Origin of the sequence: Pseudomonas sp. Pseusp3 (genome assembly GCF_047304225.1) — a bacterium.
GTDB lineage: Bacteria > Pseudomonadota > Gammaproteobacteria > Pseudomonadales > Pseudomonadaceae > Aquipseudomonas > Aquipseudomonas fluorescens_CD.
Genome location: NZ_JBGLYV010000096.1, coordinates 1 through 23,701, shown reverse-complemented (window position 1 = coordinate 23,701; position 23,701 = coordinate 1). Strand labels below are relative to the sequence as shown.

The following is a 23,701-nucleotide window of genomic DNA, read 5'->3' as shown; positions in this document are numbered from 1 at the left end:
GGGGGGGTTGCCCTATTTTTTTTTATTTAATAATTAATTTTTTTTTTTTTCGCGCCCGCCCCCCCCCCCCCCCCCCCGCTCCCACAGTTGACCTGTGTAGTCAGTTGGTTTTGCGCAGGGCGGCGTGCTGGGGGTTGAAGGTCAGCACAGCGAGCAGCGTGAACAGCAGCGTTAGCCCCACGCACACCGCCAGCGCCAGCGGATTGAAGCGCTCGTACAAGGCAAAGCGCACCAGCTCCACCGCATGGCTGAACGGGTTCAGGGTGCACAACCAGTACAACCACTCGCTGGCCTCGCGCATCTTCCACAGCGGATACAGCGCCGATGACAGGAAAAACAGCGGGAAGATCACGAAATTCATCACCCCGGCAAAGTTCTCCAGCTGGCGGATCGCGTTCGACAGCAACAGGCCCAGTGCGCTGAGCATCAACGCCACCAGCAGCAGGGCCGGCAACGCCATCAACAGACCCAAGGCGGGCGGCCGCACGCCGTAAATCCAGGCAATCGCCAGAAACGCATACACCTGCAACAGCGAAATCAGTGAGGTGGCCAGCAGCTTGCTGCACAGCACGAAGGTGCGCGGCAGAGGGCTGGTCAACAGCACGCGCATGCTGCCCATCTCGCGGTCGTAGACCATCGACAGTGACCCCTGCATGCCGTTGAACAGCAGGATCATGCAGGCCAGCCCGGGAATGATGTAGACCTCATAGGGAATGTAGGTGTCGTAGGGCTCGATGATGGCGATCCCGAGCGCTGCGCGAAAACCGGCCGCGAATACCAGCAGCCACAGCAGTGGCCGCACCAGGGCGCTGAGAAACCGCGTGCGTTGCAGCACGAAGCGCAGCCATTCGCGTAGCACGATGCCGCTGAAGCATTGCCAGTAAGCTGTCATTGCATGGCTCCTGTGGTCGTCAGGCGGGTGAATGCCGAACCGAGGTCACCGCCGTGTTCCAGGCTCAGGGCAGCCGCCTGTCCGCTGGCGACCAGCCGGCCTTGATGGAGGATCAGCAAGTCGTCACTGGGCTGCACTTCGTCGAGCAGGTGAGTGGTCCAGAGCACGCTGATGCGCTCCTCGCGACACAGGCTGCGCAGGTGCTGATTGAGCGCCAGGCGACTTGCCGGGTCGAGGCCGACACTGGCTTCATCGAGCAGCAGCAGACGCGGCTCATGCAACAGGGCGCGGGCTATCTCTACCCGGCGACGATGGCCGCCGTTGAGTTCACGCACCCGTTCGCGGCGGCGCTCGGTCAGGGCCTGGCGGGCCAGTTCGGCGTCGACCCGAAGACCGCTCTGGCGCCGGGACAGGCCATGCAATGCCGCGTGATAACGCAGGTTCTGCTCGACGCTGAGGTCCAGGTCCAGCGTGCTTTGCTGGAACACCACGCCCAATTGCCTGAGCGCCGGGCGTGCCGCGTTGCGCAATGAACAGCCACCGACGCGGATCTCGCCTTGCTGCAGATCATAGAGCCGGGTCAGCAGGGCAATCAGGGTCGACTTGCCCGCGCCGTTGGGTCCCAGCAGCGCGGCGAAACGCCCGGGTTCCAGGCTGAAGCTCACCTTGCGCAAGGCCTCTCGAGTACCGTAGGCAAAGCTCAGGTCACTGACTTCAAGGGCGTTCATGGCGTCACCACCACGCCCCAGGGATAGCGCCCGACCTTCACCGACTTGCTGACCTTGAGGCTGTCGACATCGATCACCGAGACATCGCCGCTGACGCCGTTGGTGGCCAGCAATTGCTTCTGGTCCGGGGTGAACGCCATCTGCCAGACCCGTCGGCCCACCAGCAGGTAATCAATAATCTCGAAGGTTCTGGCGTCGACCACCGCGACGTGATTGGCCGGGCCGAGGGCGACGAAAGCGTATTTTCCATCGGCGCTGAGCTTGATGCCCACCGGTTGCACCTTGTCCGGGTGCACGCCCTTGATCTGGAAGTTCAGGGTCTTGAGGACGTTGCGGCTGGCCACGTCGAGAATGGTCACGGTGCCGCCGATTTCCGCCGAGGCCCAGAGCTTCGCGCCATCCGGGGAGAACTCGACGAAGCGCGGGCGCTGATCCACCAGGGTGCTGTCGGCCAGGGTCTGGGTGCTGGTGTCGATCCAGTGCAGCATGTTGGTGGTTTCGCTGGTATTGACCGCCCACTTGCCGTCAGGGCTCACCGCCATGCCTTCGGGTTCGACGCCGACGTTGATCTGGCCGAGGACCTTGGAGGTTTCGGTGTCGATCACCGTGACCAGTGCATCGTCTTCGTTGGAGACATACAACCAGCGATTGTTCGGGTGCAGGGCGAATTGTTCAGGGTCTTTGCCCGAGGGCAATTCCTTGATGATCTTGCGCGTGGCCACGTCCATCACCTGGACCCGGTCCGAGTCGCTGGCGCAGATGTACAACAGCTTGTTGTCATGGGACAGCAGCAGGCCGCGGGGGCGCTGGCCGACGGGCAGGGTGTCGGTGACTTGCAGGGTCTGCATGTCGATCAGGCTCAGGCTGTTGTCCTTTTCGTTGGAGACCCAGGCCGTGCTGGCGACGGCTTGGCCAGCGGCGAGCAGCAGGATGCATGAAAGCAGGGTGCGGCGCATGGCAGTGTCCTTGTTGTAGTTGTTGTGTTCAGGGAAAGCGGCAGCTCACCTCGGATTTGTCGTAACCCAGACTATCCATCTCGTTGAACGGGTGCAGAAAGCCGTCCTGGGGTGACGTGCTGACCAGCGCCCGGGGCTGGACAATGGGAATCGGCTGGCGCAACTGGCCGTTCCACGGCCGATAGCTGAGCTTGCGGCCCTTGAAACCGTCGAGCGGCAACTGGTCGCTGATTTCAAGCGCACGGATCGCCATCGGCTCGGCCTGGCGCTGTTTGCTCACGGCGCTGGCGATACTGCGCACGGCAATCCATGCGGCGAAATCGCGGTCGTTCATCCAGCGTCCGGCCAGGGCTTCGAAGCGTTTTTGCAGTTGCGCGGCGCCGTAGGTTTCCACGGTCTTGTGCCAGCCTACCGGGGTCAGGCCCTGGGTGCCGGCGACCGGACGCGGGTACCAGGTCTGGTAGGGCACGTATTCACCGAAGTCACCGCGTTCATCGGCCACCAGTACCACGTCGTACTCGGCGGTCTGGGTGAACAGCGGCATATCCGCCTGGGCACTGCGCCGCTGGTCGTTATCAAAGCTCCAGGGTTTTTCCGCCACCAGTTGCAGGCCGAAGCGCCTGGCGGCGCGGCGCAGGGCGGCGGCGTAGGCTTGATCGTCCGCCGTCGGGCCGACTATCAGCAGCGCGCGCTGCCATTTGCGCAGCACCAGAAACTGTACCAGCGCGTCGGCGAGCATCGCCCGGCTCGGCAAGGTGTGCAGCACGTTCGGCAGGCAATCGGTGGTGCGCAGGTTGTCGTCCGGGCTGCCGGCGTTGAACAGCAGGCTGTCGGGCAGTGCGGCACTGAGCTGCTGCAGGCTGGCTGCAGGTGCGTTCACCACAAACAGGCGCAGACCCTGTTCGTGCTGGGCCTTCGCCGCTTCGAGCAAGGCTTCGGGGCTGTCGACGCTGGCGCTGGTCAGGCTGTAGCCGTGATTGAGAAAACGCCCGGTGCTGTTGCTGTCGGTGATCGCCAGTTCGGCGCCGCGCAGGCCGGCATCGGTGGGTTCGGGAATGACGTTCGACAGCAGCGGGCCAGGGTCGGGGCGATAACCCAGGTAGCCGATGCGCACCTGCAAGGGCGCATCGGCGGCCGGGGGCTGGGTGGCCAGGCCGGCGGCGCAGGCAATCGCCAGCAGATAGATCAGGGCATAAGGGGCAAGCTGGCGCATAAGGCTCTCCATCACCGGTAGCGCCAGCATAGGAAGCCTGTGGTGACGTGAAAATATGCAGAAAGTACCGAAGGGCCAGTACCAAGGTAGTAGCCCGCCACGTTCGGCGCGGTTCTAGCATGGGCTATCACGGCCATTGATCTGGAGGGGATTGACCATGCGTATCGTCAAAACGCTGCTCCTGCCGTTTCTGCTGATCCTGACCCTGATCGGCGTCGACCGGCTCCACGGCCCGCGTCCGCAGTCCACCGATCGCCTTACGACCAAGGGAGTAGGTGGCGACCACCAAAGCAGCATGGGGTCTGTGCGCAGGGCTTTCTAATATGACCGCCATAGCCTCTGACAAGAGGTTTTGCGTGCAATCCTGAGGGCAGAACAATGACAACAAAACGCAACGCCTTGCTCGTCACCGGGCTGCTGGCCGGTCTTATCAGCGCAGGTTCCGTGTGGGCCCACGGCAACGTGGTACCCCAGGCTGTGGAAACCAAGGGACTGACGCCAGTCAAGGACGCCGGTGTGCAACTCGATGCCGACGGCTGGGCTGCGGTAAACCCTTATCGCACCGCCCCGGAACATGACAAGGCAGTGGAAATCGGCGCCTCGGCCTATACCCAGAACTGCGCGGCCTGTCATGGTCTGGAAGCCAAGTCCGGTGGTATCGCCCCCGACTTGCGCATGCTCGATGTCGGTGAGTCGGGCGATGAATGGTTCGCCGAACGGGTACGCCATGGCGCGGTGCGCGACGGTCGGGTGTACATGCCGAAGATGGCCGACTACCTGAGCCAGGAAGCTCTGTGGGCGGTGCGCACTTATCTGGACACTGTGCACGTCGAGGAGTGACCCATGCGCCTGCTCGCGGTGTTGCTCGGCGCTCTGTGGCTGTGTTGCCAGCCGGCGCAGGCGCAGGTTCGCAACTACGACGAAATGATCGCCGCCGGGGAGCTGAAGGTGGCGGTCTACAAGGACTTCGCCCCCTACAGTTTTGAACGCGCCGGAAAGCCCCAGGGGGTCGATGTCGAGCTCGCCGAGGCCCTGGCCAAGGCGCTCGGCGTGCGCCTGACGCTGATCTGGGCTCCGGCCGGGGAAAAGCTCGATGACGACCTGCGCGACTACATCTGGCGTGCCAGTGCCTTGCACAATCAGCAACTGGCCGACCTGATGATGCGCGTGCCCTACGACCATGACTATGCGCAGAAGCGTAATGAGTTAGGCGAACTGGAAAACGGCCATGTGGTGATGTTCGGTCCGTACCAGAACGAACAATGGCAGGTGGCCTATGACCGTCGGCGGCTGGACAAGGTCGCCAGCGTCGCGGTGTTCGCGCAACACCCGATTGGCGTCGAAGTCGACAGCGTGCCGTCGTTCTACCTGACCTCGGTGTTCAACGGCATGCTCGCCGGCAAGACTCATCACTATCCCTGCGTGCCCCAGGCGTTTGCCGCGATGAAGGCGGGTGAGGTCGACGCGGTGATGGCCATGCGCGGCGAGATCGACTGGCAAGTGCATGAAGCGGCCGACCCGCAAGTGGCACTGGCAGAAAATGCCTACCCGAACATGGGCAAGCAGCTTTGGGAAATCGGCATGGCGGTTCACGAAAGCAACCGTCAACTGGCCTATGCCGTGGAGGAGGCGCTCGAAGGCTTGATCCGCGAGGGCTCGGTGAAGGCCATCTACGACCATTACGGCCTGCGTTACGACGTGCCCGAGATGTATCAATAGGAGCTGGCGATGAAATGGCGAGGGAGTTGTCTGTTGGCCTGCTGGTTAAGCCTGGCGGCCCAGGCCGCCGATATCGATCCCGGCAAGGATCCGGTGCCATCGGTGATGTGGACGTTCTATCACAAGCAGTTTCTTGGCAATGCGCCGTTCGTTTTCGATGATCGGGTCAAGTTGCTGGCGCCGCCGTTTGCCGAAGATGCCCGGCAGGTGCCGCTGGAAATCGATGCCCGGGCGTTCAATGGCGAGGTGGTGAAAATCCTCGCCTGGGCAGAGCTGAACCCTTTGCCGAAAATCGTCGACTTCCAGCCGCTGGATTCCGTTTTACCCTGGCTGTCGTTGCGCATTCGCATCGAACAGGCCACACCCTTGCGCGCGGCGGTGTTGACCCGTGACGGCCTGTGGCACGTCGGTTCGACCCTGATCGACGCGGCGGGTGGCGGCTGCACCGCGCCGAGCGTGGTACGCAGCCAGCCCGGCTGGGAGGAGCACATCGGCGAAGTGTTCGGCGGCCGCTATCCCCGTGGCGAGTTCAGCCGTTTGCGTTTGCAGGTGGCCCATCCCATGGACAACGGCATGGTCAGCGGCATTCCGGAATTCTTCATCAACCATGCCGAGCTGCGCGACCGCAGCGACCAGGTGCTGGCCCGGCTGGAGTTGTTTCCCGCCGTCAGCGAAAACCCCAACCTGGCCTTCGACATCGAAGGGGCAGGGCAAACCAGCCTGTTTTTACGGGACAACAGCGGCAATGTGTTTGATGCATCAATTCCCTGACCATAAGGAGCGTGGCATGCGCTGGATACTGCTGATGGTGTTGTGCGTCAGTCTGCCGACCCTGGCCGACCTCGAGTACTCGCTCAAGCCCCGGCAGATCGCCCAGGACACCTGGTTGCTGGAAGGCAGCACGGATAATTTCGCCAAGGCCAACGGCGGCAACATCGTCAACACCGCGTTCATTGTCACCGAGCGTGGTGTGGTAGTGATCGACAGCGGGCCGTCGAAGCGTTACGGCGAAGCGCTGCGCAAGGCGATTGCCGCCACCACCGACAAGCCGGTGATCCAGGTGTTGCTGACTCACCATCACCCGGACCATGTGCTGGGCAATCAGGCCTTCACCGACGTGCCGATCGGTGCCTTGGCCGGCACCACCGGGCTGATGCACCAGCAAGGCGATGCCATGACCGAGAACCTGTATCGAATGGTCGGCGACTGGATGCGCGGCACTGAAATGGTATTGCCCACCCAGGTGCTGACACCCGGCGTGAAAAGTTTTGGGAATCACGATTTGCGTCTGCTGAGCCTGGGTGGGCATACGGGCGCGGATCTGGCTATTCTCGACCAGCAAACCGGTGTGCTGTTTGCCGGGGACCTGGTGTTTTATCAACGGGCGCTGACCACGCCCAACAGTCCGGGGCTGTCACGGTGGCTGGCGGATATCGCGGCCCTGCAAGACTTGCCCTGGACGCTGGTCGTGCCGGGTCATGGACCGGTGGCAAGCGATCCACGACCCTTCGAGCAGATGCGCGATTACCTGACCTGGCTCGATCAGCTTATGCGCAACGGCGCCGCCAATGGCAGCGACATGGCCGAGATGATCCGCAGCCCCATCCCCGAACGTTTTGCCGGGATCAACCTGAGCCGATACGAACTGATTCGCAGCGTCAGCCATTTGTACCCGCGTTACGAGCGCGGGCAGATGACCCGGGTCGATTCTGCCGCCGGCAAATGACGCTTTCCTGTAGGAGCGAGCTTGCTCGCGATGGACATTAACGATAACGCAAGCTGCCTGGATGAACGCGGTGGTCTGACGTTTTTCGCGAGCAAGCCCGCTCCTACAGGGGGGCGGTGTCGTTCACAAAATCGAGTGTCCATCTCACTCGACCCGCTACCAAGGAACTAGAAAACTCCACACTGCGGGCAATTGTTGCCAGGGCGGCGGCGCCCAAGAATCTGCACCAGACCGGGAAAATTTTCCGGGCATAACAAAAATTGCAGAGGAAGCCGTCATGACTCAACCCGCACGTCGCCAGCCCTTCGTCCTGAGCCTGCTGCTCAGTGCCATGCTGTTGTCCGGCCAGGCATTGGCCGGGGTTTCCGACCAGGACATTCTCCAGGACCCGAAGAATCCCGAGCAGGTCGTGACCAACGGCCTGGGTGTCCAGGGGCAGCGCTACAGCCCGCTGGACATTCTCAATGTCGACAACGTCAAGGAGCTGCGACCGGCATGGGCGTTTTCCTTCGGTGGTGAAAAACAGCGTGGTCAACAAGCGCAGCCGATGGTCAAGGACGGCGTGATGTACATGACCGGTTCCTACTCGCGGGTGTTCGCCGTGGATGCGCGCACCGGCAAGAAGCTCTGGCAATACGATGCGCGCCTGCCGGATGACATACGCCCCTGCTGCGACGTGATCAACCGTGGCGTCGCGCTGTATGGCGACCTGGTGATCTTCGGCACCCTCGACGCCAAGCTCGTGGCACTGAACAAGGACACCGGCAAGGTGGTCTGGAGCAAGAAAGTCGCCGACCACAAGGAAGGCTACTCGATCAGCGCCGCGCCGTTGGTGATCAACGGCAAACTGATTACCGGCGTGGCCGGAGGCGAGTTCGGCGTGGTGGGCAAGATCGAGGCCTACGACCCGAAAAACGGTGACCTGCTGTGGACCCGGCCGACGGTCGAAGGCCATATGGGCTACGTCTACAAGGACGGCAAAGCGGTGGAAAACGGCATCTCCGGTGGCGAGGCGGGCAAGACCTGGCCGGGCGATCTCTGGAAAACCGGTGGCGCGGCCCCTTGGCTTGGCGGCTATTACGACCCGGAAACCAACCTGCTGCTGTTCGGTACCGGTAACCCGGCACCGTGGAACTCGCACCTGCGCCCTGGCGACAACCTCTACTCTTCATCGCGCCTGGCACTCAATCCAGACGACGGCACCATCAAGTGGCACTTCCAGAGCACGCCCCACGACGGTTGGGACTACGACGGCGTGAACGAGCTGGTGTCGTTCAATTACAGCGAAGGCGGTAAAGAGATCAAGGCGGCGGCCACTGCCGACCGTAACGGTTTCTTCTACGTGCTGGATCGTACCAACGGCAAATTCATCCGTGGTTTCCCGTTCGTGGACAAGATCACCTGGGCCACCGGCCTGGATAAAACCGGCCGGCCGATCTACAACGAAGCCAGCCGTCCCGGTGCCCCGGGCTCCGAAGCCAAGGGCAGTTCGGTCTTCGTGGCGCCGGCGTTCCTCGGCGCGAAAAACTGGATGCCGATGGCTTACAACCAAGACACCGGGCTGTTCTATGTACCGTCCAACGAATGGGGCATGGACATCTGGAACGAAGGCATCGCCTACAAGAAAGGCGCGGCGTTCCTCGGCGCCGGATTCACCATCAAGCCATTGAACGAAGACTACATCGGCGTGTTGCGGGCCATCGATCCGAAAACCGGCAAGGAAGTGTGGCGCCACAAGAACTACGCGCCGCTATGGGGCGGGGTGCTGACCACCAAGGGCAACCTGGTGTTCACCGGTACGCCTGAAGGATTCCTGCAGGCGTTCAACGCCAAGACGGGCGAGAAGGTCTGGGAGTTCCAGACCGGTTCCGGTGTGCTCGGCTCGCCCGTGACCTGGGAAATGGACGGCGAACAGTATGTCTCGGTGCTCTCCGGCTGGGGCGGCGCCGTACCGTTGTGGGGTGGCGAAGTGGCCAAGCGGGTGAAGGACTTCAACCAGGGCGGCATGCTCTGGACCTTCAAGCTGCCCAAGGACCTGGTAGCCAAACACTGATCCACCACAAACCTGTAGGAGCGAGCTCGCTCGCGATGAACCCGAGAACGCCGTGGGGTGTCAGGCTTCCAGCGTTATCGTTGACGACCATCGCGAGCAAGCTCGCTCCTACAGGGGGCGGTGCAGAATCTACGACCAAATAACGAGAGCCCCTCCTGCCAACGATGCATTCGTCTGGCACGCGGGGCTCTCTAGTATCGGCTCATCGCCTGTCAGCACGACAGGCTCCGACCCAGACAGAGGCCCATCATGATCTACGCACAACCCGGAACCCCAGGTGCCGTCATTACCTTCAAGCCGCGCTACGGCAACTTCATCGGTGGCGAGTTCGTTGCCCCGATCAATGGCGAGTACTTCACCAACACCTCACCGGTCAACGGCGAAGTAATTGCCGAATTCCCGCGCTCCAGCGCCGCCGACATCGACAAGGCCCTCGACGCTGCCCATGCCGCTGCCGACGCCTGGGGCAAGACCTCGGCCCAGGACCGCTCCCTGGTGCTGCTGAAAATCGCTGATCGCATCGAGCAGAACCTTGAGGTGCTGGCCGTCACCGAAACCTGGGACAACGGCAAGGCCGTGCGCGAAACCCTCAACGCCGACGTGCCGCTGGCGGCCGACCACTTCCGTTACTTCGCAGGCTGCATCCGCGCCCAGGAAGGCGGCGCCGCCGAGATCAACGAGCTGACCACGGCCTATCACTTCCATGAGCCGCTGGGCGTGGTCGGGCAGATCATTCCCTGGAACTTCCCGCTGCTGATGGCCGCCTGGAAACTCGCCCCGGCCCTGGCTGCGGGCAACTGCATCGTGCTCAAGCCTGCCGAGCAGACGCCGCTGTCGATCATGGTCTTCGCTGAGCTCATCGCCGACCTGCTGCCGGCGGGCGTACTGAACATCGTCCAGGGCTTCGGTCGCGAAGCCGGCGAAGCCCTGGCCACCAGCAAGCGCATCGCCAAGATCGCGTTCACCGGTTCGACCCCGGTGGGCGCGCACATCATGCATTGCGCCGCCGAGAACATCATTCCCAGCACCGTCGAACTGGGCGGCAAGTCGCCGAACATCTTCTTCGAAGACATCATGAGCGCGGAACCTGCGTTCATCGAAAAAGCCGCCGAAGGCCTGGTGCTGGCGTTCTTCAACCAGGGCGAAGTCTGCACCTGCCCGTCCCGGGCGCTGGTGCAGGAGTCGATCTACGAGCCGTTCATGGCCGAGGTGATGAAGAAGATCGTCAAGATCAAGCGCGGCAACCCGCTGGACACCGAAACCATGGTCGGTGCCCAGGCTTCCGAGCAGCAATACGACAAGATCCTCTCGTACCTGAGCATTGCCCAGGAGGAGGGCGCCGAACTGCTCACCGGTGGCGCGGCCGAACGCCTGGAGGGCGACCTGTCCAGTGGTTATTACATCCAGCCGACGCTGCTCAAGGGGCACAACAAGATGCGTGTGTTCCAGGAAGAAATCTTCGGCCCGGTGGTGGGTGTTACCACCTTCAAGGACGAAGCTGAAGCCTTGGCCATCGCCAACGACAGCGAGTTCGGCCTCGGCGCCGGCCTGTGGACCCGCGACATCAACCGCGCCTACCGCATGGGCCGGGCGATCAAGGCCGGGCGCGTGTGGACCAACTGCTACCACCTGTACCCGGCGCACGCGGCGTTTGGTGGCTACAAGAAGTCCGGCGTCGGTCGGGAAAACCACAAGATGATGCTCGACCACTATCAGCAGACCAAAAACCTGCTGGTGAGCTACGACATCAATCCGCTGGGGTTCTTCTGATTTCGCACTGATGGCAAGCACTCTGTAGGAGCGAGCTTGCTCGCGATGATCCCGAGAACGCCACGGGGCACCAGGCTTCCCGCGTTATCGTTGACGACCATCGCGAGCAAGCTCGCTCCTACAGTATTTGTGTGTACATGACGATCGCACACCCCCTACCAAATCACCCCCGAAACTCCTTCGAAAGTAGCATTCGGGCACTCGACGCCCCGTGCATTAATGGCATTACCGGAATCACCCGGGCACAAGAAGAGGAATGACCCATGTGGACTAAACCCGCGTTTACCGATCTGCGCATTGGCTTCGAAGTGACGATGTATTTCGCCAACCGTTGATTGATCACCCGGCCAGCCGAAGCGTTGGCCGGGCCTGCCTTGTGGAGCATCTGCCATGTACATTCGCGTTCTTGGTTCCGCAGCCGGCGGTGGCTTCCCACAGTGGAACTGCAATTGCCGCCAGTGCGCCGGTGTGCGCAATGGCAGCCTCCAGGCACAGCGCCGTACGCAGTCGTCGATTGCCCTGAGTGACGACGGTGTGGCGTGGGTGCTGTGCAACGCTTCACCGGACATTCGCGCGCAATTCGAGAGTTTTGCGCCCTTGCAACCGGCGCGGCGACTGCGTGACAGCGCCATCGCCGGCATCGTGCTGCTGGACAGCCAGATCGACCATTGCACCGGTTTGCTCAGTCTGCGCGAAGGCTGTCCGCATGCGGTGTGGTGCACTGAGCGCGTGCATCAGGACCTGAGCAGTGGTTTCCCTTTGTTCGAGGTGCTTGGGCACTGGAACGGCGGATTGCAATGGCAACCGGTCGGTCTCGATCGCCAGCCGTTCGGCATCCCGGCCTGCGAGCATTTGCAATTTCGTGCGATTCCCCTGGTGAGCAACGCGCCACCGTATTCGCCCAATCGCGGCAACCCGCAACCGGGCGACACCATTGGCCTGTTCATTGAAGACCTGCGCAACGGCGCCTCGCTGTTCTATGCACCGGGCCTTGGGCAAATCGACGATGAAGTGCTGGGCTGGATGCAGCGTGCCGATTGCCTGCTGCTGGACGGCACGCTGTGGCGTGACGATGAGATGCGTCTTTGTGAAGTCGGCCAGAGCCTGGGCAGCGAAATGGGGCACCTCGCACAAAGCGGCCCCGGCGGGATGCTTGAAGTGCTGGAGGGTTTCAACCGCCAGCGCAAGGTGCTGATCCACATCAACAACACCAATCCGATCCTTGATGAAAACTCGACCGAGCGGGCGTTGCTGGAGCGGCGGGGGATCGAAGTGGCTTATGACGGCATGGGTATTGAGTTGTAGTCGACGGCCTCTTCGCGAGCAAGCCCGCTCCCACAATGGATCTGTTTCGATCAAAAAATTGTGTTCAACCCTGACCCCTGTGGGAGCGGGCTTGCTCGCGAAGAGGCCAGACCAGACACCGCAGCGCTTCCAGGAGTACCCCAATGACCGAGACCCCGATGTCCCCCAAAGAATTCGAAGCCGCCCTGCGTGCCAAGGGCGCCTACTACCATATCCATCACCCGTTCCACCAGGCCATGTACGCCGGCCGCGCCAGCCGCGAGCAGATCCAGGGCTGGGTCGCCAATCGTTTCTATTACCAGGTCAACATTCCGCTGAAAGACGCCGCGATCCTGGCCAACTGCCCGGACCGCGACGTGCGCCGGGAATGGCTGCAACGGATTCTCGACCACGACGGTGTCCCCGGCAGCGAGGGCGGTATCGAAGCCTGGCTGCGCCTGGGCGAAGCCGTGGGGCTGGATCGCGAGCGGATTCTGTCCCAGGAGCTGGTGTTGCCCGGGGTGCGATTTGCGGTGGATGCCTACGTCAACTTCGCCCGTCGCGCCTGCTGGCAGGAAGCGGCCAGCAGTTCGCTGACCGAACTCTTTGCCCCGCAGATCCATCAATCGCGACTCGACGCCTGGCCCACCCATTACCCGTGGATCGACGTCGCAGGCTACGACTATTTCCGCACGCGCCTGAGCCAGGCGCGGCGCGATGTCGAGCATGGCTTGCGCATCACCCTGGCGCACTACGTGACGGCCGAGGGGCAACGACGCATGCTGGAGATTCTGCAATTCAAGCTCGACGTGCTGTGGAGCATGCTCGATGCCATGAGCATGGCCTACGAGCTGGAGCGTCCGCCGTACCATACGGTCACCGGCGATAACGTCTGGCACCGGGGGATCGCCCTGTGAGCCTGATCAATCGCCAGCAGTCACCGGCCTTGCGTCGCGGTTTTCGCCTGCAATGGGAGCCCCGTCAGGCCTGCCATGTGCTGCTGTACCCCGAAGGCATGATCAAGCTCAACAGCAGTGCCGGACAGATTCTCGACCTGGTGGATGGCCAGCGCAGCGTGGCGGCGATCATTGATCGATTGAGCGCGAATTTCCCCGGCGTACCGGGGATCGACGAAGACGTGCTGGCGTTTCTGGAGGTGGCCCATGCGCAATTCTGGATCGAGTAAGGCGCTGCCCGGACCGCCGTTGTGGCTGCTCGCCGAGTTGACTTACCGCTGCCCGCTGCAATGCCCGTACTGTTCCAATCCATTGGATTTTGCCCGGCACGGCGAGGAACTGAGCACGGAAGAATGGATCCGCGTGTTCCGCGACGCACGGGACATGGGCGCCGCGCAATTGGGCTTTTCCGGTGGCGAGCCGCTGGTACGCCAGGACCTCGCCGAACTGATCAAGGCCGCGCGGGACATGGGCTACTACACCAACCTGATCACCTCCGGCATCGGCCTGACCGAGCAGAAGGTGCGCGACTTCAAGGTGGCCGGGCTGGACCATATCCAGATCAGTTTCCAGGCCGCCGACGAAGCGGTGAACAACATGCTGGCCGGCTCGCGCAAGGCCTTCGCCCAGAAACTCGCGATGGCCAGGGCGGTGAAAGCCCAGGGCTATCCGATGGTGCTGAACTTCGTCACCCATCGGCACAACATCGACCGGATCGCACAGATCATCGAGTTGTGCCTGGAACTGGAAGCGGACTTTGTAGAACTCGCCACGTGCCAGTTCTATGGCTGGGCTGAACTCAATCGCGTCGGCTTGCTGCCGACCCGCGAACAACTGCAACGGGCCGAGCGCATCACCAACGAGTATCGCCAGCGGCTTGAGGTACAGGGTCACCCGTGCAAGCTGATCTTCGTCACCCCCGACTACTACGAAGAGCGTCCCAAGACCTGCATGAACGGCTGGGCCAACCTGTTTCTCGACATCACCCCCGATGGCACGGCATTGCCTTGCCACAGCGCCCGGCAATTGCCGGTACAGTTTCCCAACGTGCGCGAGCACAGCATCGAGCACATCTGGAACGACTCGTTCGGCTTCAACCGTTTTCGCGGCGATGACTGGATGAAGGAGCCGTGCCACTCCTGCGACGAAAAGCACAAGGACCTGGGGGGCTGCCGCTGCCAGGCCTTCATGCTCACCGGTGACGCCACCAATGCCGACCCGGTGTGCAGCAAGTCCGCGCACCACGGTGTGATTCTCAAGGCCCGCGAAGAAGCCGAGGCACCGGGGTTGGGCATGGAACACCTGACGTTGCGCAATGAGAAGACGTCGCGGCTGATCTACCGCGGATGAGTCAGGCCACACAGATCCCCTGTGGGAGCGGGCTTGCTCGCGAAGAGGCCCTGTCAGTCAATAGAGAGGGTGACTGACACTCCGCTTTCGCGAGCAAGCCCGCTCCCACAGGGATCTGCGGTGAATCCAAAATCAGTGCTACCCATTGGTCTGATTGCATTCGCAGCTGGATGGTTTAGTGTGGCTTTTACCTTCCAAAACAATAAAAACAGGCTTTCCAATGAGCCAGAGTCTCAACCAGCTGCGTAAATTCGTTTCGCCTGAAATCATCTTCGGTGCCGGTAGCCGGCACAATGTCGGCAACTATGCCAAGACCTTTGGCGCGCGCAAGGTCCTGGTGGTCAGCGATCCCGGCGTGATTGCCGCCGGCTGGGTCGCCGATGTCGAAGCCAGCCTGCAGGCGCTGGGCATCGAATACTGCCTTTACAGCGATGTTTCGCCCAACCCGCGGGTCGAAGAGGTGATGCGCGGCGCCGAACTGTACCGGGAAAACCACTGCGACGTGATCGTCGCCGTCGGTGGCGGCAGCCCGATGGACTGCGGCAAGGGCATCGGCATCGTCGTCGCCCATGGCCGCAGCATTCTCGAATTCGAGGGCGTGGACACCATCCGCGTGCCCAGCCCGCCGCTGATCCTGATTCCGACCACTGCCGGCACCTCGGCCGACGTCTCGCAATTCGTGATCATTTCCAACCAGCAGGAACGCATGAAGTTCTCCATCGTCAGCAAGGCGGTGGTGCCGGACGTTTCGCTGATCGACCCGGAAACCACCCTGAGCATGGACCCGTTCCTGTCGGCCTGTACTGGCATCGACGCGTTGGTGCATGCCATCGAAGCGTTCGTGTCCACCGGCCATGGGCCGCTGACCGACCCTCACGCGTTGGAGGCGATGCGCCTGATCAATGGCAACCTGGTGCAAATGATCGCCAACCCGACCGACATCGCCCTGCGCGAGAAGATCATGCTCGGCAGCATGCAGGCCGGGCTGGCATTTTCCAACGCAATCCTCGGTGCCGTGCATGCCATGTCCCACAGCCTCGGCGGCTTTCTCGACCTGCCCCACGGCCTGTGCAACGCGGTGCTCGTCGAACACGTGGTGGCCTTCAATTACAACTCGGCACCGGAGCGCTTCAAAGTGATCGCCGAGACCTTCGGCATCGACTGCCGGGGCCTGAATCACCGGCAGATCTGCGGGCGTCTGGTGGAACACCTGATCGCGCTCAAGCATGCCATCGGCTTTCACGAAACCCTCGGTTTGCATGGCGTCAGGACCTCCGACATTCCGTTCCTGTCGCAACATGCCATGGACGATCCGTGCATCCTGACCAACCCGCGCGAATCCAGCCAGCGTGATGTCGAGGTCGTCTATGGCGAAGCCCTCTGACGAGCAACAACGGGCCCTGGCCGGGCTGCTGGGGTTAGGCAGCCATTCGGCCCGCAAGAGTCATTACCCGGAACTGGCTGCGCGCCTGGATGATCTGGAGGCCGAGCGTAATCGCTACAAGTGGCTGTTCGAAAATGCGGTGCACGGGATCTTCCAGGCCAGCCTGCACGATGGCATGCGCGCCGCCAACCCGGCGCTGGCACGCATGCTTGGCTACCAGGACCCGCAGGAGGTGCTGTTCTCCCTGACCGACCTGGCCGGCGCCCTGTTTGTCGACGGTGCGCAGGAGCTGGAAAACATCGTCGAGATCCTCAGACACCAGCGCAGCCTGCACGGCTATGAAACCCGCTTGCGTCGCAAGGACGGCAGTCACCTCGATGTGTTGATGAACCTGCTGCTCAAGCCCGGCCAGGAAGGGCTGGTGGAGGGGTTCGTTTCCGATATCACCGAGCGCAAGCAGGCCCAGCAACGCCTGCAGCAACTCAATGACGAACTGGAGCTGCGCGTCATCGCACGCACCAATGAACTGCTCGAAGCCAACCGTAACCTTCAGCAGCAGATCATCCAGCGTAAACAGATCGCCGAGGCCTTGCGCGACGCCCGCGATGCCGCCGAGGCCGCCAATCACAGCAAGGACAAATACCTCGCCGCCGCCAGCCACGACCTGCTGCAACCGCTGAATGCCGCACGGTTGCTGATTTCGACCTTGCGCGAACGCAAGTTGCCGGAAACCGAACAGGTGCTGGTGGAACGCACTCACCAGGCCCTGGAAGGGGCCGAAGACCTGTTGACGGATCTGCTCGACATTTCCCGGCTCGATCAGGCTGCGGTCAAGCCGGACATCGCGCCATACCGTCTCGACGAACTGCTCGGGCCGCTGGTCTCGGAGTTTCAGTCCGTCGCGCAGGCGGCCGGCTTGAACCTGCGGGTGCGCATGGCCGATTACGCCATCAGCACCGACTTGCGCCTGATGACGCGGATCCTGCGCAATTTCCTCAGCAATGCCTGCCGCTACACCGATGAAGGCAGCATCCTGCTGGGGGCAAGGCGTCGAGGCGAGATGTTGCGCCTGGAGGTCTGGGACACCGGCCGTGGCATCGCCGCAGACCGGCTCGATTCGATCTTCCTCGAGTTCAACCAGCTGGACGTCGGCCGTGCCGCTGACCGCAAGGGCGTGGGCCTGGGGCTGGCGATTGTCGAGCGCATCGCCAAGATCCTCGGCTATAAAGTCGGCGTGTACTCGATGCCGGGGCGTGGGTCGATGTTCAGCATCGAGGTACCGATATCCCGCGAGGTTCCGTTACCTGTGAGCCAGACGGTGCCGCAACCGGGCACCGGCAACCCGCTGCCGGGCCGCCGTCTGCTGGTGATCGACAACGAAGTGAGCATTCTCGAAAGCATGAGCGCGTTGCTCGGGCAGTGGGGCTGCGACGTTCTGACCGCCACCGATGAAGCGTCTGCGTTGGCGGCATTACGCGGGCAGGCGCCGGAGCTGATTCTCGCGGACTATCATCTCGATCACGCGGTGGTCGGCTGTGATGTGGTGCGACATTTGCGCGAGCATTTCAACCAGAACATTCCCGCGGTGATTATTACTGCCGACCGCACCGACCATTGTCGGCGTGCGTTACAGCGGCTCAACGCACCGTTGCTGAACAAGCCGGTGAAGCCCGGCAAGTTGCGAGCGGTGTTGAGTCAACTGTTGGGGGCATCTGCCTGAAGCGGCCGATACTGCAGGGTGAAACCCAGCCCGGTGGACTGCCCCTGTTCCAGTAGACGCAACCCCGGCCGACCGGGCAGGTGGTGCGCGTTGACCGGGTGGCTCACCGGTTCGATGCAGAAAAAGTCCAGGCCAACCGGGCAATAAAGCAGGTAGTAATCGCTACCGGTGACCCGGCATTGCAGTTCATGGCCAAGGTCGGGCTGACGGATCAGGCAATGGCCGTCCCATTCGCAGAAGCCGTTGTCCACCAGCGCTTCGGGCAATGACTTGAGTTGTTGGAAATCCCACTCGAGCGGCAACGCGCTGAGTACTGTCGGCAGTTTTGCCTCGTCGCACAACCATACGTGCCGGGCCGGTGCCTGTAGTCGGGTGTTAGCGGTGCGCGGCAGGTACGGATGCAGTCCCAAGCCATACCACGCAGGCTTTTCAGCCAGGTGCGTGACCTGCAGTTCGATGCTCAGCTTGCCCTCGCTCAAATGCAAACGTTGCCGGGCGCGATAGGCGAAAGGCATTGCACTGTCGAGTTGCAGGATCACTTCATCTTCAGATTGGGCAACCACGTCCCACGGCTGCTGCCAGGCGCTGCCGTGAATCGGCAGGGGATCGGTGAGGCTGTTGGGCGTCAGGGCCAGCCAGCCGTCGGGGCAATCGAATCCACCTTCGGCGATGCGATTGGACCAGGGGATCAGGGGAAAGCAGCCAAGTTTGCCGGGCAATCCCGTGTTCAGGGCATCGGCGTCACTGTGGCGCAACAAGGGTTGCCCGGTGCTGCGGACAGTCCAGTTGACGATGCTGGCGCCGAGTTCCGGGGCGAGGGTGAGGTGGGTGAGTTCGTCTTTGAGTTCGAGAAGCGTGGGCATCATGGTCATCACTGGTGGAAATCGATGGAGGGGCGTTTCATGCCTGCCGGGGTCAACTTTCAGATTTGGAATACCTACCCTGTAGGAGCGAGCTCGCTCGCGATGGTCGTCAACGATAACGCTGGAATCCTGATGCCCCTCGGCGTTGTCGGGTTCATCGCGAGCGAGCTCGCTCCTACAGGGGATGGGGCGGTCAGTTGGAAATCATCGGGGGCAGGGTGCCCAGCAATGAAACGGCCGCCACTGCGCCAAGCCCCAGCATCCACTCCAGCATCACACTGGTGCGCAGTGTTTGCAGGCGCTGCTCGCAATCATTGATCCGCAAGCGATTGAACAACGCCAGGCCCAGCATCGCCGTCACCAGCAACGCCTTGATCAACAGGATCAAGGCGAACCCGGTGAACAGCGGCGTTGGCCAGAAGGCCCCGGTGAGCACCCGCACATTGATCAGCCCGGTGATCAGCAGCCCGGCGACCAACCCGTAGCCGACGCCGCTGAAGCGCTGCAACATCAAGCGGATCGAATGCCCGGCAGGCTGTCGCAGAATCATCACCAGCAACATCAAGCCGCCGAGCCAGGCACCCACGCACATCAGGTGAATGAGCTGATTGAGTATCAACAATTGCCCGGCGGTGCCGTCGAGCATGGCGCCGTGACCGACCGGGGCCAGCGTGGCCACCAGCAGACCGCTGAGGATCAGACGCGGCGCAAGGCTGGCGCTTAGCGGTGTCAGCAACACCACCAGCAACGCGATGTTAATCAGCAGATGCCAGCGCCAGACCTGACCGAAAAAGGTACTGCCCAGCACCAGGTGCAGGGTCGGCGGATCGAAGGCTGCGTCCCAGGCCCCGGCCATGCTTGCGGTAACCAGCAACAACCAACAGACCCCGCTGCCCAGCGCCACTGCGGCCAGCCAATGGGAGGTCCGTGCCAGCCGCTGATCCAGTGCGGTTTCGCCATTCGCCAGCAACGGCCTGAACACCCAGCTTCCGAACAGCATCAACACCACGATGAAATGCAGGAAGCGGCACAGCACCAGCGCGCTCGCCATGAATTACTGGCCAACCTTGAAGGCGTAGGCACCTTCGCTTTTGTGAGTGTCGACCGACACGGCGTGCCATTCGACCTTGTAGGCTCCGGCGGTTAGCGGCGCGGCCGGGGTGACGATCAGGGTCTTCTTGTCGCTGCCTTCGGTGGTCAGCGCTTTGACCGCCACCGGTGCGCCATCCCTGGTCAGCGTGACTTTGGTGAAACTGGCCTCGACACCCTCGGAGAACTCCAGGCGCAACTCCGTTGGCGCGGTCACGGTGCTGTTGGCGGCCGGTGTCTGGCTTTTCAGGTGCGCATGGGCAAACACCGAAGAAGCGGCGAGCAGCGAGCCGAGCAGGGCTGCGACGGTCAGGGTTTTCTTGAGCAGCATCGTGAGTTCCTCAGGCAATTTCCAGGTGCACAGAGTTTAGCGTTACGACAGCGGCTGTACGAAGTTTCGTTTTCCCCTGTCGCCGCGGTCCAGAGCGGATGCTAGTCTTGTTCAACGTTGTTGTCGGGGACCCGCATGGGCAATCACAAGATCGAGATTCGTCGCAGTAACGTCGAAAAGATTCTGCTGGGGGCGGAAAAAGTCTTCGCTGAAAAGGGCTTCGGCAGCACCGCCATGGCCGATATCGCCGCCGAAGTGCAACTGCCGCGTTCCAACCTGCATTACTACTTCAGCACCAAGACCGAACTGTACAGCGCGGTGCTGTTCGATTTGCTGGAGGTCTGGAAGCAGGACGCCCTGTGCTTCGAGATGTTCGATGACCCGCGTGTGGTGCTCAGCAGCTACATCCGCGCCAAGATGAACCATTCCCGCAGCCGGCCTTATGGTTCGAAAGTCTGGGCCAACGAAATCATCCATGGCGCGCCGACCCTCGGCGCAGCGCTGGACGCGAGCCTGTACGACTGGGCCAAGATGAAGGAAGCGAAAATCCGCCAGTGGGTGGATGACAAACGCATCCTGCCGGTGGAGCCGTCGAGCCTGCTGTACATGATCTGGGCCTCGACCCAGCACTACGCCGACTTCGATCACCAAGTGAATATCCTCAACGACCATCAGCCGCTGTCGGACATGCAATTTGAAAAAGCAGTGCAGACGGTGACCAGTGTGATTTTGCGGGGGATCGGGTTGGAGCCGTGAGGTCGGGTGGTGTGGCTGCTGGCCTCTTCGCGAGCAAGCCCGCTCCCACAGGTTCTCTGGTGTTCACAAAATTTGTGTTCGACACAGATCCCTGTGGGAGCGGGCTTGCTCGCGAAGGCGCCAGTTCAGGCACCGCGGATTTCAAGGGCTGACATGATACGGATTCCTCGGATCATGATTCCAGTCCAGGAACGGCTTGCCAGTCTCCACCGGCACCATCTCGATGCAGTCCTGCACCGGGCAGGTGATCTGGCACAGGTTGCAGCCCACGCATTCCTCATCGATCACTTGATACTTGTGGGTGCCATCTGCCTGCTTGAGGCTGGCCACAGCCTGGTGCGAGGTGTCCTCACAGGCGATATGGCAACGACCACAGCCAATGCACGCCTCCTGATCGATCTTCGCGATCACCTGGTAGTTGATGTCCAGGTACTTCCAGTCCGTGGTATTGCCCACCGCGCGGCCGGAAAACTCCGAGATGCTGGCGTAGCCCTGACTGTCCATCCAGCGGGACAAACCGTCCTTCATGTCTTCGACAATCCGGAAGCCATGCAGCATCGCCGCCGTGCACACCTGCACCGCGCCGCTGCCCAGTGCGATGAATTCCGCCGCGTCGCGCCAGTTGCCGATGCCGCCAATGCCGCTGATGGGCAGGCCCTGGGTCTGCGGATCACGGGCGATTTCGGCGACCATGTTCAGGGCAATCGGCTTGACGGCCGAGCCACAGTAGCCGCCGTGGGTGCTCTGGCTGCCGACCATGGGGTTGGCGACCATGCGTTCGAGGTTGACGCTGGTGATCGAGTTGATGGTATTGATCAACGACACCGCATCGGCACCGCCACGGTGGGCCGCGCGGGCGGCGACACGGATGTCGGTGATGTTCGGCGTGAGTTTGACGATCACCGGCAGTGTGCAATACGTCTTGCACCAGCGCGTGACCTGTTCCACGTATTCCGGCACCTGGCCGACTGCCGCGCCCATGCCCCGTTCCGGCATGCCGTGGGGGCAACCGAAATTCAGCTCAATGCCGTCGGCACCGGTCGCTTCCACCAGCGGCAGGATGTTTTTCCAGGATTCTTCGACGCAGGGCACCATCAACGACACGATCAGCGCACGGTCCGGCCAGTCCTTTTTGACCTGGGTGATTTCCCGCAGATTGATCTCCAGTGAGCGGTCGGTGATCAGCTCGATGTTGTTAAAACCGAGTACCTCCCTGTTAGCCCCGAAGTGCGCCGAGTAGCGCGACGACACGTTGACCGCCGCCGGGTCTTCACCCAGGGTTTTCCAGACCACGCCGCCCCAGCCGGCCTCGAAGGCGCGGACCACGTTGTAGGCTTTGTCGGTGGGTGGCGCGGAGGCCAGCCAGAACGGATTGGGCGCTTTGATGCCGGCGAAGACTATCGATAGATCGGCCATTTACGCAGCCTCCACGTTGAGCATCAGTTGAGCGTTGATCGCCTCGGCGGCGCGTTTGCCGTGTTGTACCGCTTGCACGGTAAGGTCCTGGTCGAGGCTGGTGCAGTCGCCGCCGGCATACACGCCGGGGATGCTGGTGCGCAGCTGTTCATCGACTTCTATGCGCTCGCCCTGACGCTTGAGTTCACGAGCCAGCGGATCGGCGAGGGCGCTGCTGTCGAAGGCCTGGCCGATGGCTTTGAAGATCGCGTCGGCGGCCAGTTCGAAGGTTTCACCGGTGGTTTGCAAGCGACCTTCGACCAGATGGGTGCGGGCGAAACGCATGCCGCGCACGCGGCCGTGGTCATCGAGCAACACCTCTTCGGGCTGCGCCCAGGTCATCAGTCGTACCTGATTGGCCTTGGCAATGTCCTGTTCGTGATGGGTGGCACCCATGTCTTCGGTACCGCGCCGGTACACCAGGTTCACGTCACGGGCACCGAGACGGGCCATTTGCACAGCCATGTCGATGGCGGTGTTGCCGGCGCCGAGGACGATGCAATGGTCGGCCAGGGGCAGTTGGGTCAGGTCATCGGCCTGGCGCAGTTCGCGGATGTAGTCGGTGGCGGCGAGCAGGCCCGGCGCGTCTTCGTGGGCCAGCCCCAATTGTTTGCTGGCATTGAGTCCGAGGCCAAGGAACACCGCATCGAACTGTTGCTGCAGTTCGCTCAAGGTCAGGTTGTCCCCGAGCTTCTGTCCGTGGCGAATTTCGATCCCGCCGATTTCCAGCAGGAACTCAAGCTCCTGTTGCGCGTAGTCATCCACCAGTTTGTATTTGGCGATCCCGTACTCGTTGAGACCGCCAGCCTTTTCCCGTGCCTCGAAAATCACCACGTCGTGCCCGTGCATGGCACTGCGGTGGGCGCAGGACAGTCCGGCGGGACCGGCGCCAACCACGGCGATGCGTTTGCCGGTGGTGGCAGCGCGCTGGAACGGGTGGGCGCTGAAGTGGGCGTTGTCCACGGCGTAGCGTTGCAACAGGCCGATCATGACCGGCGCACACTCGTGGGCGTTATTGCGCACGCAGGCTTGCTGGCAAAGGATTTCCGTCGGGCACACCCGGGCGCAACTGCCGCCGAGGATGTTGGCCGAAAGGATCTTCTGTGCGGCGCCTTGCACATTGTCCTGCGCAATGTTGCGGATGAACGAGGGAATGTCGATTTCGCTCGGGCAGGCATTCACGCACGGCGCGTCGTAGCAATACAGGCAACGCGAGGCTTCCAGGTGAGCCTGGCGCTCGTTGAGCGGCGGCGCCAGATCGGTGAAGTGGCCGGCGAGGGTGGCTGCACTCTCGTAGGGATGCGGGAGATGACTCAGGGTCTTGATCACGGTTTTGGCCTCACGGTGATTTGAGGTGCTGCCTCTGATGGGCATTGTTTTTTTGTTGTCTGTGCGGGCCTCTTCGCGAGCAAGCCCGCTCCCACACTTGGAACGCGTTCCCCTGTGGGAGCGGGCT

At 62.2% G+C, this 23,701-nt stretch carries 24 protein-coding genes; 15 read left to right on the top strand and 9 right to left on the bottom strand.

Annotated elements, in window-relative coordinates:
• Positions 1–100 precede the first annotated feature (100 nt).
• From ACCD00_RS24770 to ACCD00_RS24755, 4 genes are read right to left on the bottom strand one after another with little or no spacing between them, the layout of a single operon-like run.
• Entirely contained in the window at positions 101–892 is a 792-nt protein-coding gene (locus ACCD00_RS24770; RefSeq protein ID WP_413427953.1) for an ABC transporter permease, read from the bottom strand.
• Positions 889–1,620, bottom strand: a complete 732-nt coding sequence (locus ACCD00_RS24765; RefSeq protein ID WP_413427952.1) for an ABC transporter ATP-binding protein — start codon at positions 1,618–1,620, stop codon at positions 889–891. Before ACCD00_RS24765 ends, ACCD00_RS24770 begins: the two co-directional genes overlap by 4 nt.
• Positions 1,617–2,576, bottom strand: coding sequence for a YVTN family beta-propeller repeat protein (locus ACCD00_RS24760; protein WP_413427951.1), 960 nt, complete (start codon positions 2,574–2,576; stop codon positions 1,617–1,619). Before ACCD00_RS24760 ends, ACCD00_RS24765 begins: the two co-directional genes overlap by 4 nt.
• A gap of 28 nt (positions 2,577–2,604) precedes the next feature.
• A complete protein-coding gene (locus ACCD00_RS24755; RefSeq protein ID WP_413427950.1) occupies positions 2,605–3,789 on the bottom strand; it encodes an ABC transporter substrate-binding protein in 1,185 nt (394 codons plus the stop codon).
• A 157-nt stretch (positions 3,790–3,946) separates the two neighbouring features.
• Between ACCD00_RS24755 and ACCD00_RS24750 the strand changes: the two genes are divergently transcribed.
• The 14 genes from ACCD00_RS24750 to ACCD00_RS24685 all read left to right on the top strand — a co-directional run bounded on the left by ACCD00_RS24750 (position 3,947) and on the right by ACCD00_RS24685 (position 17,751).
• Complete coding sequence (locus tag ACCD00_RS24750) at positions 3,947–4,111, top strand: hypothetical protein (protein ID WP_413427954.1); 165 nt, start codon at positions 3,947–3,949, stop codon at positions 4,109–4,111.
• A gap of 56 nt (positions 4,112–4,167) precedes the next feature.
• A complete protein-coding gene (pedF, locus tag ACCD00_RS24745; RefSeq protein WP_008017475.1) occupies positions 4,168–4,629 on the top strand; it encodes a cytochrome c-550 PedF in 462 nt (153 codons plus the stop codon).
• 3 nt (positions 4,630–4,632) lie between these two features.
• Positions 4,633–5,508 (top strand): substrate-binding periplasmic protein, encoded by an 876-nt coding sequence (locus tag ACCD00_RS24740; protein ID WP_413427949.1) that lies wholly within the window; start codon positions 4,633–4,635, stop codon positions 5,506–5,508.
• A 9-nt stretch (positions 5,509–5,517) separates the two neighbouring features.
• Positions 5,518–6,279 carry a quinoprotein dehydrogenase-associated SoxYZ-like carrier gene (locus ACCD00_RS24735; RefSeq protein WP_413427948.1) on the top strand — a complete coding sequence of 254 codons (762 nt, stop codon included), beginning with the start codon at positions 5,518–5,520 and terminating at the stop codon, positions 6,277–6,279.
• Between the two features lie 16 nt (positions 6,280–6,295).
• Entirely contained in the window at positions 6,296–7,234 is a 939-nt protein-coding gene (locus tag ACCD00_RS24730; protein ID WP_413427947.1) for a quinoprotein relay system zinc metallohydrolase 1, read from the top strand.
• 277 nt (positions 7,235–7,511) lie between these two features.
• Entirely contained in the window at positions 7,512–9,287 is a 1,776-nt protein-coding gene (locus ACCD00_RS24725) for a PQQ-dependent methanol/ethanol family dehydrogenase (RefSeq protein WP_008017481.1), read from the top strand.
• Between the two features lie 249 nt (positions 9,288–9,536).
• Complete coding sequence (locus tag ACCD00_RS24720; protein ID WP_413427946.1) at positions 9,537–11,057, top strand: aldehyde dehydrogenase family protein; 1,521 nt, start codon at positions 9,537–9,539, stop codon at positions 11,055–11,057.
• Between the two features lie 263 nt (positions 11,058–11,320).
• A complete protein-coding gene (gene pqqA, locus ACCD00_RS24715) occupies positions 11,321–11,392 on the top strand; it encodes a pyrroloquinoline quinone precursor peptide PqqA (RefSeq protein WP_003253598.1) in 72 nt (23 codons plus the stop codon).
• A 55-nt stretch (positions 11,393–11,447) separates the two neighbouring features.
• A complete protein-coding gene (gene pqqB / locus ACCD00_RS24710) occupies positions 11,448–12,362 on the top strand; it encodes a pyrroloquinoline quinone biosynthesis protein PqqB (RefSeq protein WP_413427945.1) in 915 nt (304 codons plus the stop codon).
• Between the two features lie 143 nt (positions 12,363–12,505).
• Positions 12,506–13,258, top strand: a complete 753-nt coding sequence (pqqC, locus tag ACCD00_RS24705; protein WP_413427944.1) for a pyrroloquinoline-quinone synthase PqqC — start codon at positions 12,506–12,508, stop codon at positions 13,256–13,258.
• Positions 13,255–13,527, top strand: a complete 273-nt coding sequence (pqqD, locus tag ACCD00_RS24700) for a pyrroloquinoline quinone biosynthesis peptide chaperone PqqD (RefSeq protein WP_111288525.1) — start codon at positions 13,255–13,257, stop codon at positions 13,525–13,527. Before pqqC ends, pqqD begins: the two co-directional genes overlap by 4 nt.
• Positions 13,505–14,647 (top strand): pyrroloquinoline quinone biosynthesis protein PqqE, encoded by a 1,143-nt coding sequence (gene pqqE / locus ACCD00_RS24695; protein WP_413427943.1) that lies wholly within the window; start codon positions 13,505–13,507, stop codon positions 14,645–14,647. The genes pqqD and pqqE overlap by 23 nt, the downstream gene beginning before the upstream one ends.
• 220 nt (positions 14,648–14,867) lie before the next feature.
• Positions 14,868–16,031 (top strand): alcohol dehydrogenase-like regulatory protein ErcA, encoded by a 1,164-nt coding sequence (gene ercA, locus ACCD00_RS24690; RefSeq protein ID WP_085718082.1) that lies wholly within the window; start codon positions 14,868–14,870, stop codon positions 16,029–16,031.
• Complete coding sequence (locus ACCD00_RS24685) at positions 16,015–17,751, top strand: NahK/ErcS family hybrid sensor histidine kinase/response regulator (RefSeq protein WP_413427942.1); 1,737 nt, start codon at positions 16,015–16,017, stop codon at positions 17,749–17,751. Before ercA ends, ACCD00_RS24685 begins: the two co-directional genes overlap by 17 nt.
• Here ACCD00_RS24685 and ACCD00_RS24680 read toward each other — a convergent pair.
• From ACCD00_RS24680 to copC, 3 genes are all read right to left on the bottom strand, one after another.
• The gene (locus ACCD00_RS24680; RefSeq protein WP_413427941.1) at positions 17,727–18,617 is read right to left on the bottom strand and encodes an aldose 1-epimerase; all 891 of its coding nucleotides are present in this window, start codon (positions 18,615–18,617) and stop codon (positions 17,727–17,729) included. The two genes, ACCD00_RS24685 and ACCD00_RS24680, sit on opposite strands and share 25 nt — an antisense overlap.
• 190 nt (positions 18,618–18,807) lie before the next feature.
• On the bottom strand, positions 18,808–19,665 hold the full coding sequence (gene copD, locus ACCD00_RS24675) for a copper homeostasis membrane protein CopD (protein ID WP_413427940.1): 858 nt from the start codon (positions 19,663–19,665) through the stop codon (positions 18,808–18,810).
• 3 nt (positions 19,666–19,668) lie between these two features.
• Positions 19,669–20,034: a copper homeostasis periplasmic binding protein CopC gene (gene copC / locus ACCD00_RS24670; RefSeq protein WP_413427939.1), complete on the bottom strand. Its 366-nt coding sequence runs from the start codon at positions 20,032–20,034 to the stop codon at positions 19,669–19,671.
• A 135-nt stretch (positions 20,035–20,169) separates the two neighbouring features.
• Here copC and ACCD00_RS24665 point away from each other — a divergent pair, with 135 nt between their 5' ends.
• Positions 20,170–20,790 carry a TetR/AcrR family transcriptional regulator gene (locus tag ACCD00_RS24665; RefSeq protein ID WP_008017494.1) on the top strand — a complete coding sequence of 207 codons (621 nt, stop codon included), beginning with the start codon at positions 20,170–20,172 and terminating at the stop codon, positions 20,788–20,790.
• A gap of 141 nt (positions 20,791–20,931) precedes the next feature.
• Here ACCD00_RS24665 and preA read toward each other — a convergent pair whose 3' ends face one another.
• Positions 20,932–22,206, bottom strand: coding sequence for an NAD-dependent dihydropyrimidine dehydrogenase subunit PreA (gene preA, locus ACCD00_RS24660; protein WP_413427938.1), 1,275 nt, complete (start codon positions 22,204–22,206; stop codon positions 20,932–20,934).
• Positions 22,207–23,574 carry an NAD(P)-dependent oxidoreductase gene (locus ACCD00_RS24655; protein WP_413427937.1) on the bottom strand — a complete coding sequence of 456 codons (1,368 nt, stop codon included), beginning with the start codon at positions 23,572–23,574 and terminating at the stop codon, positions 22,207–22,209.
• Between the last annotated feature and the right edge of the window lie 127 nt (positions 23,575–23,701).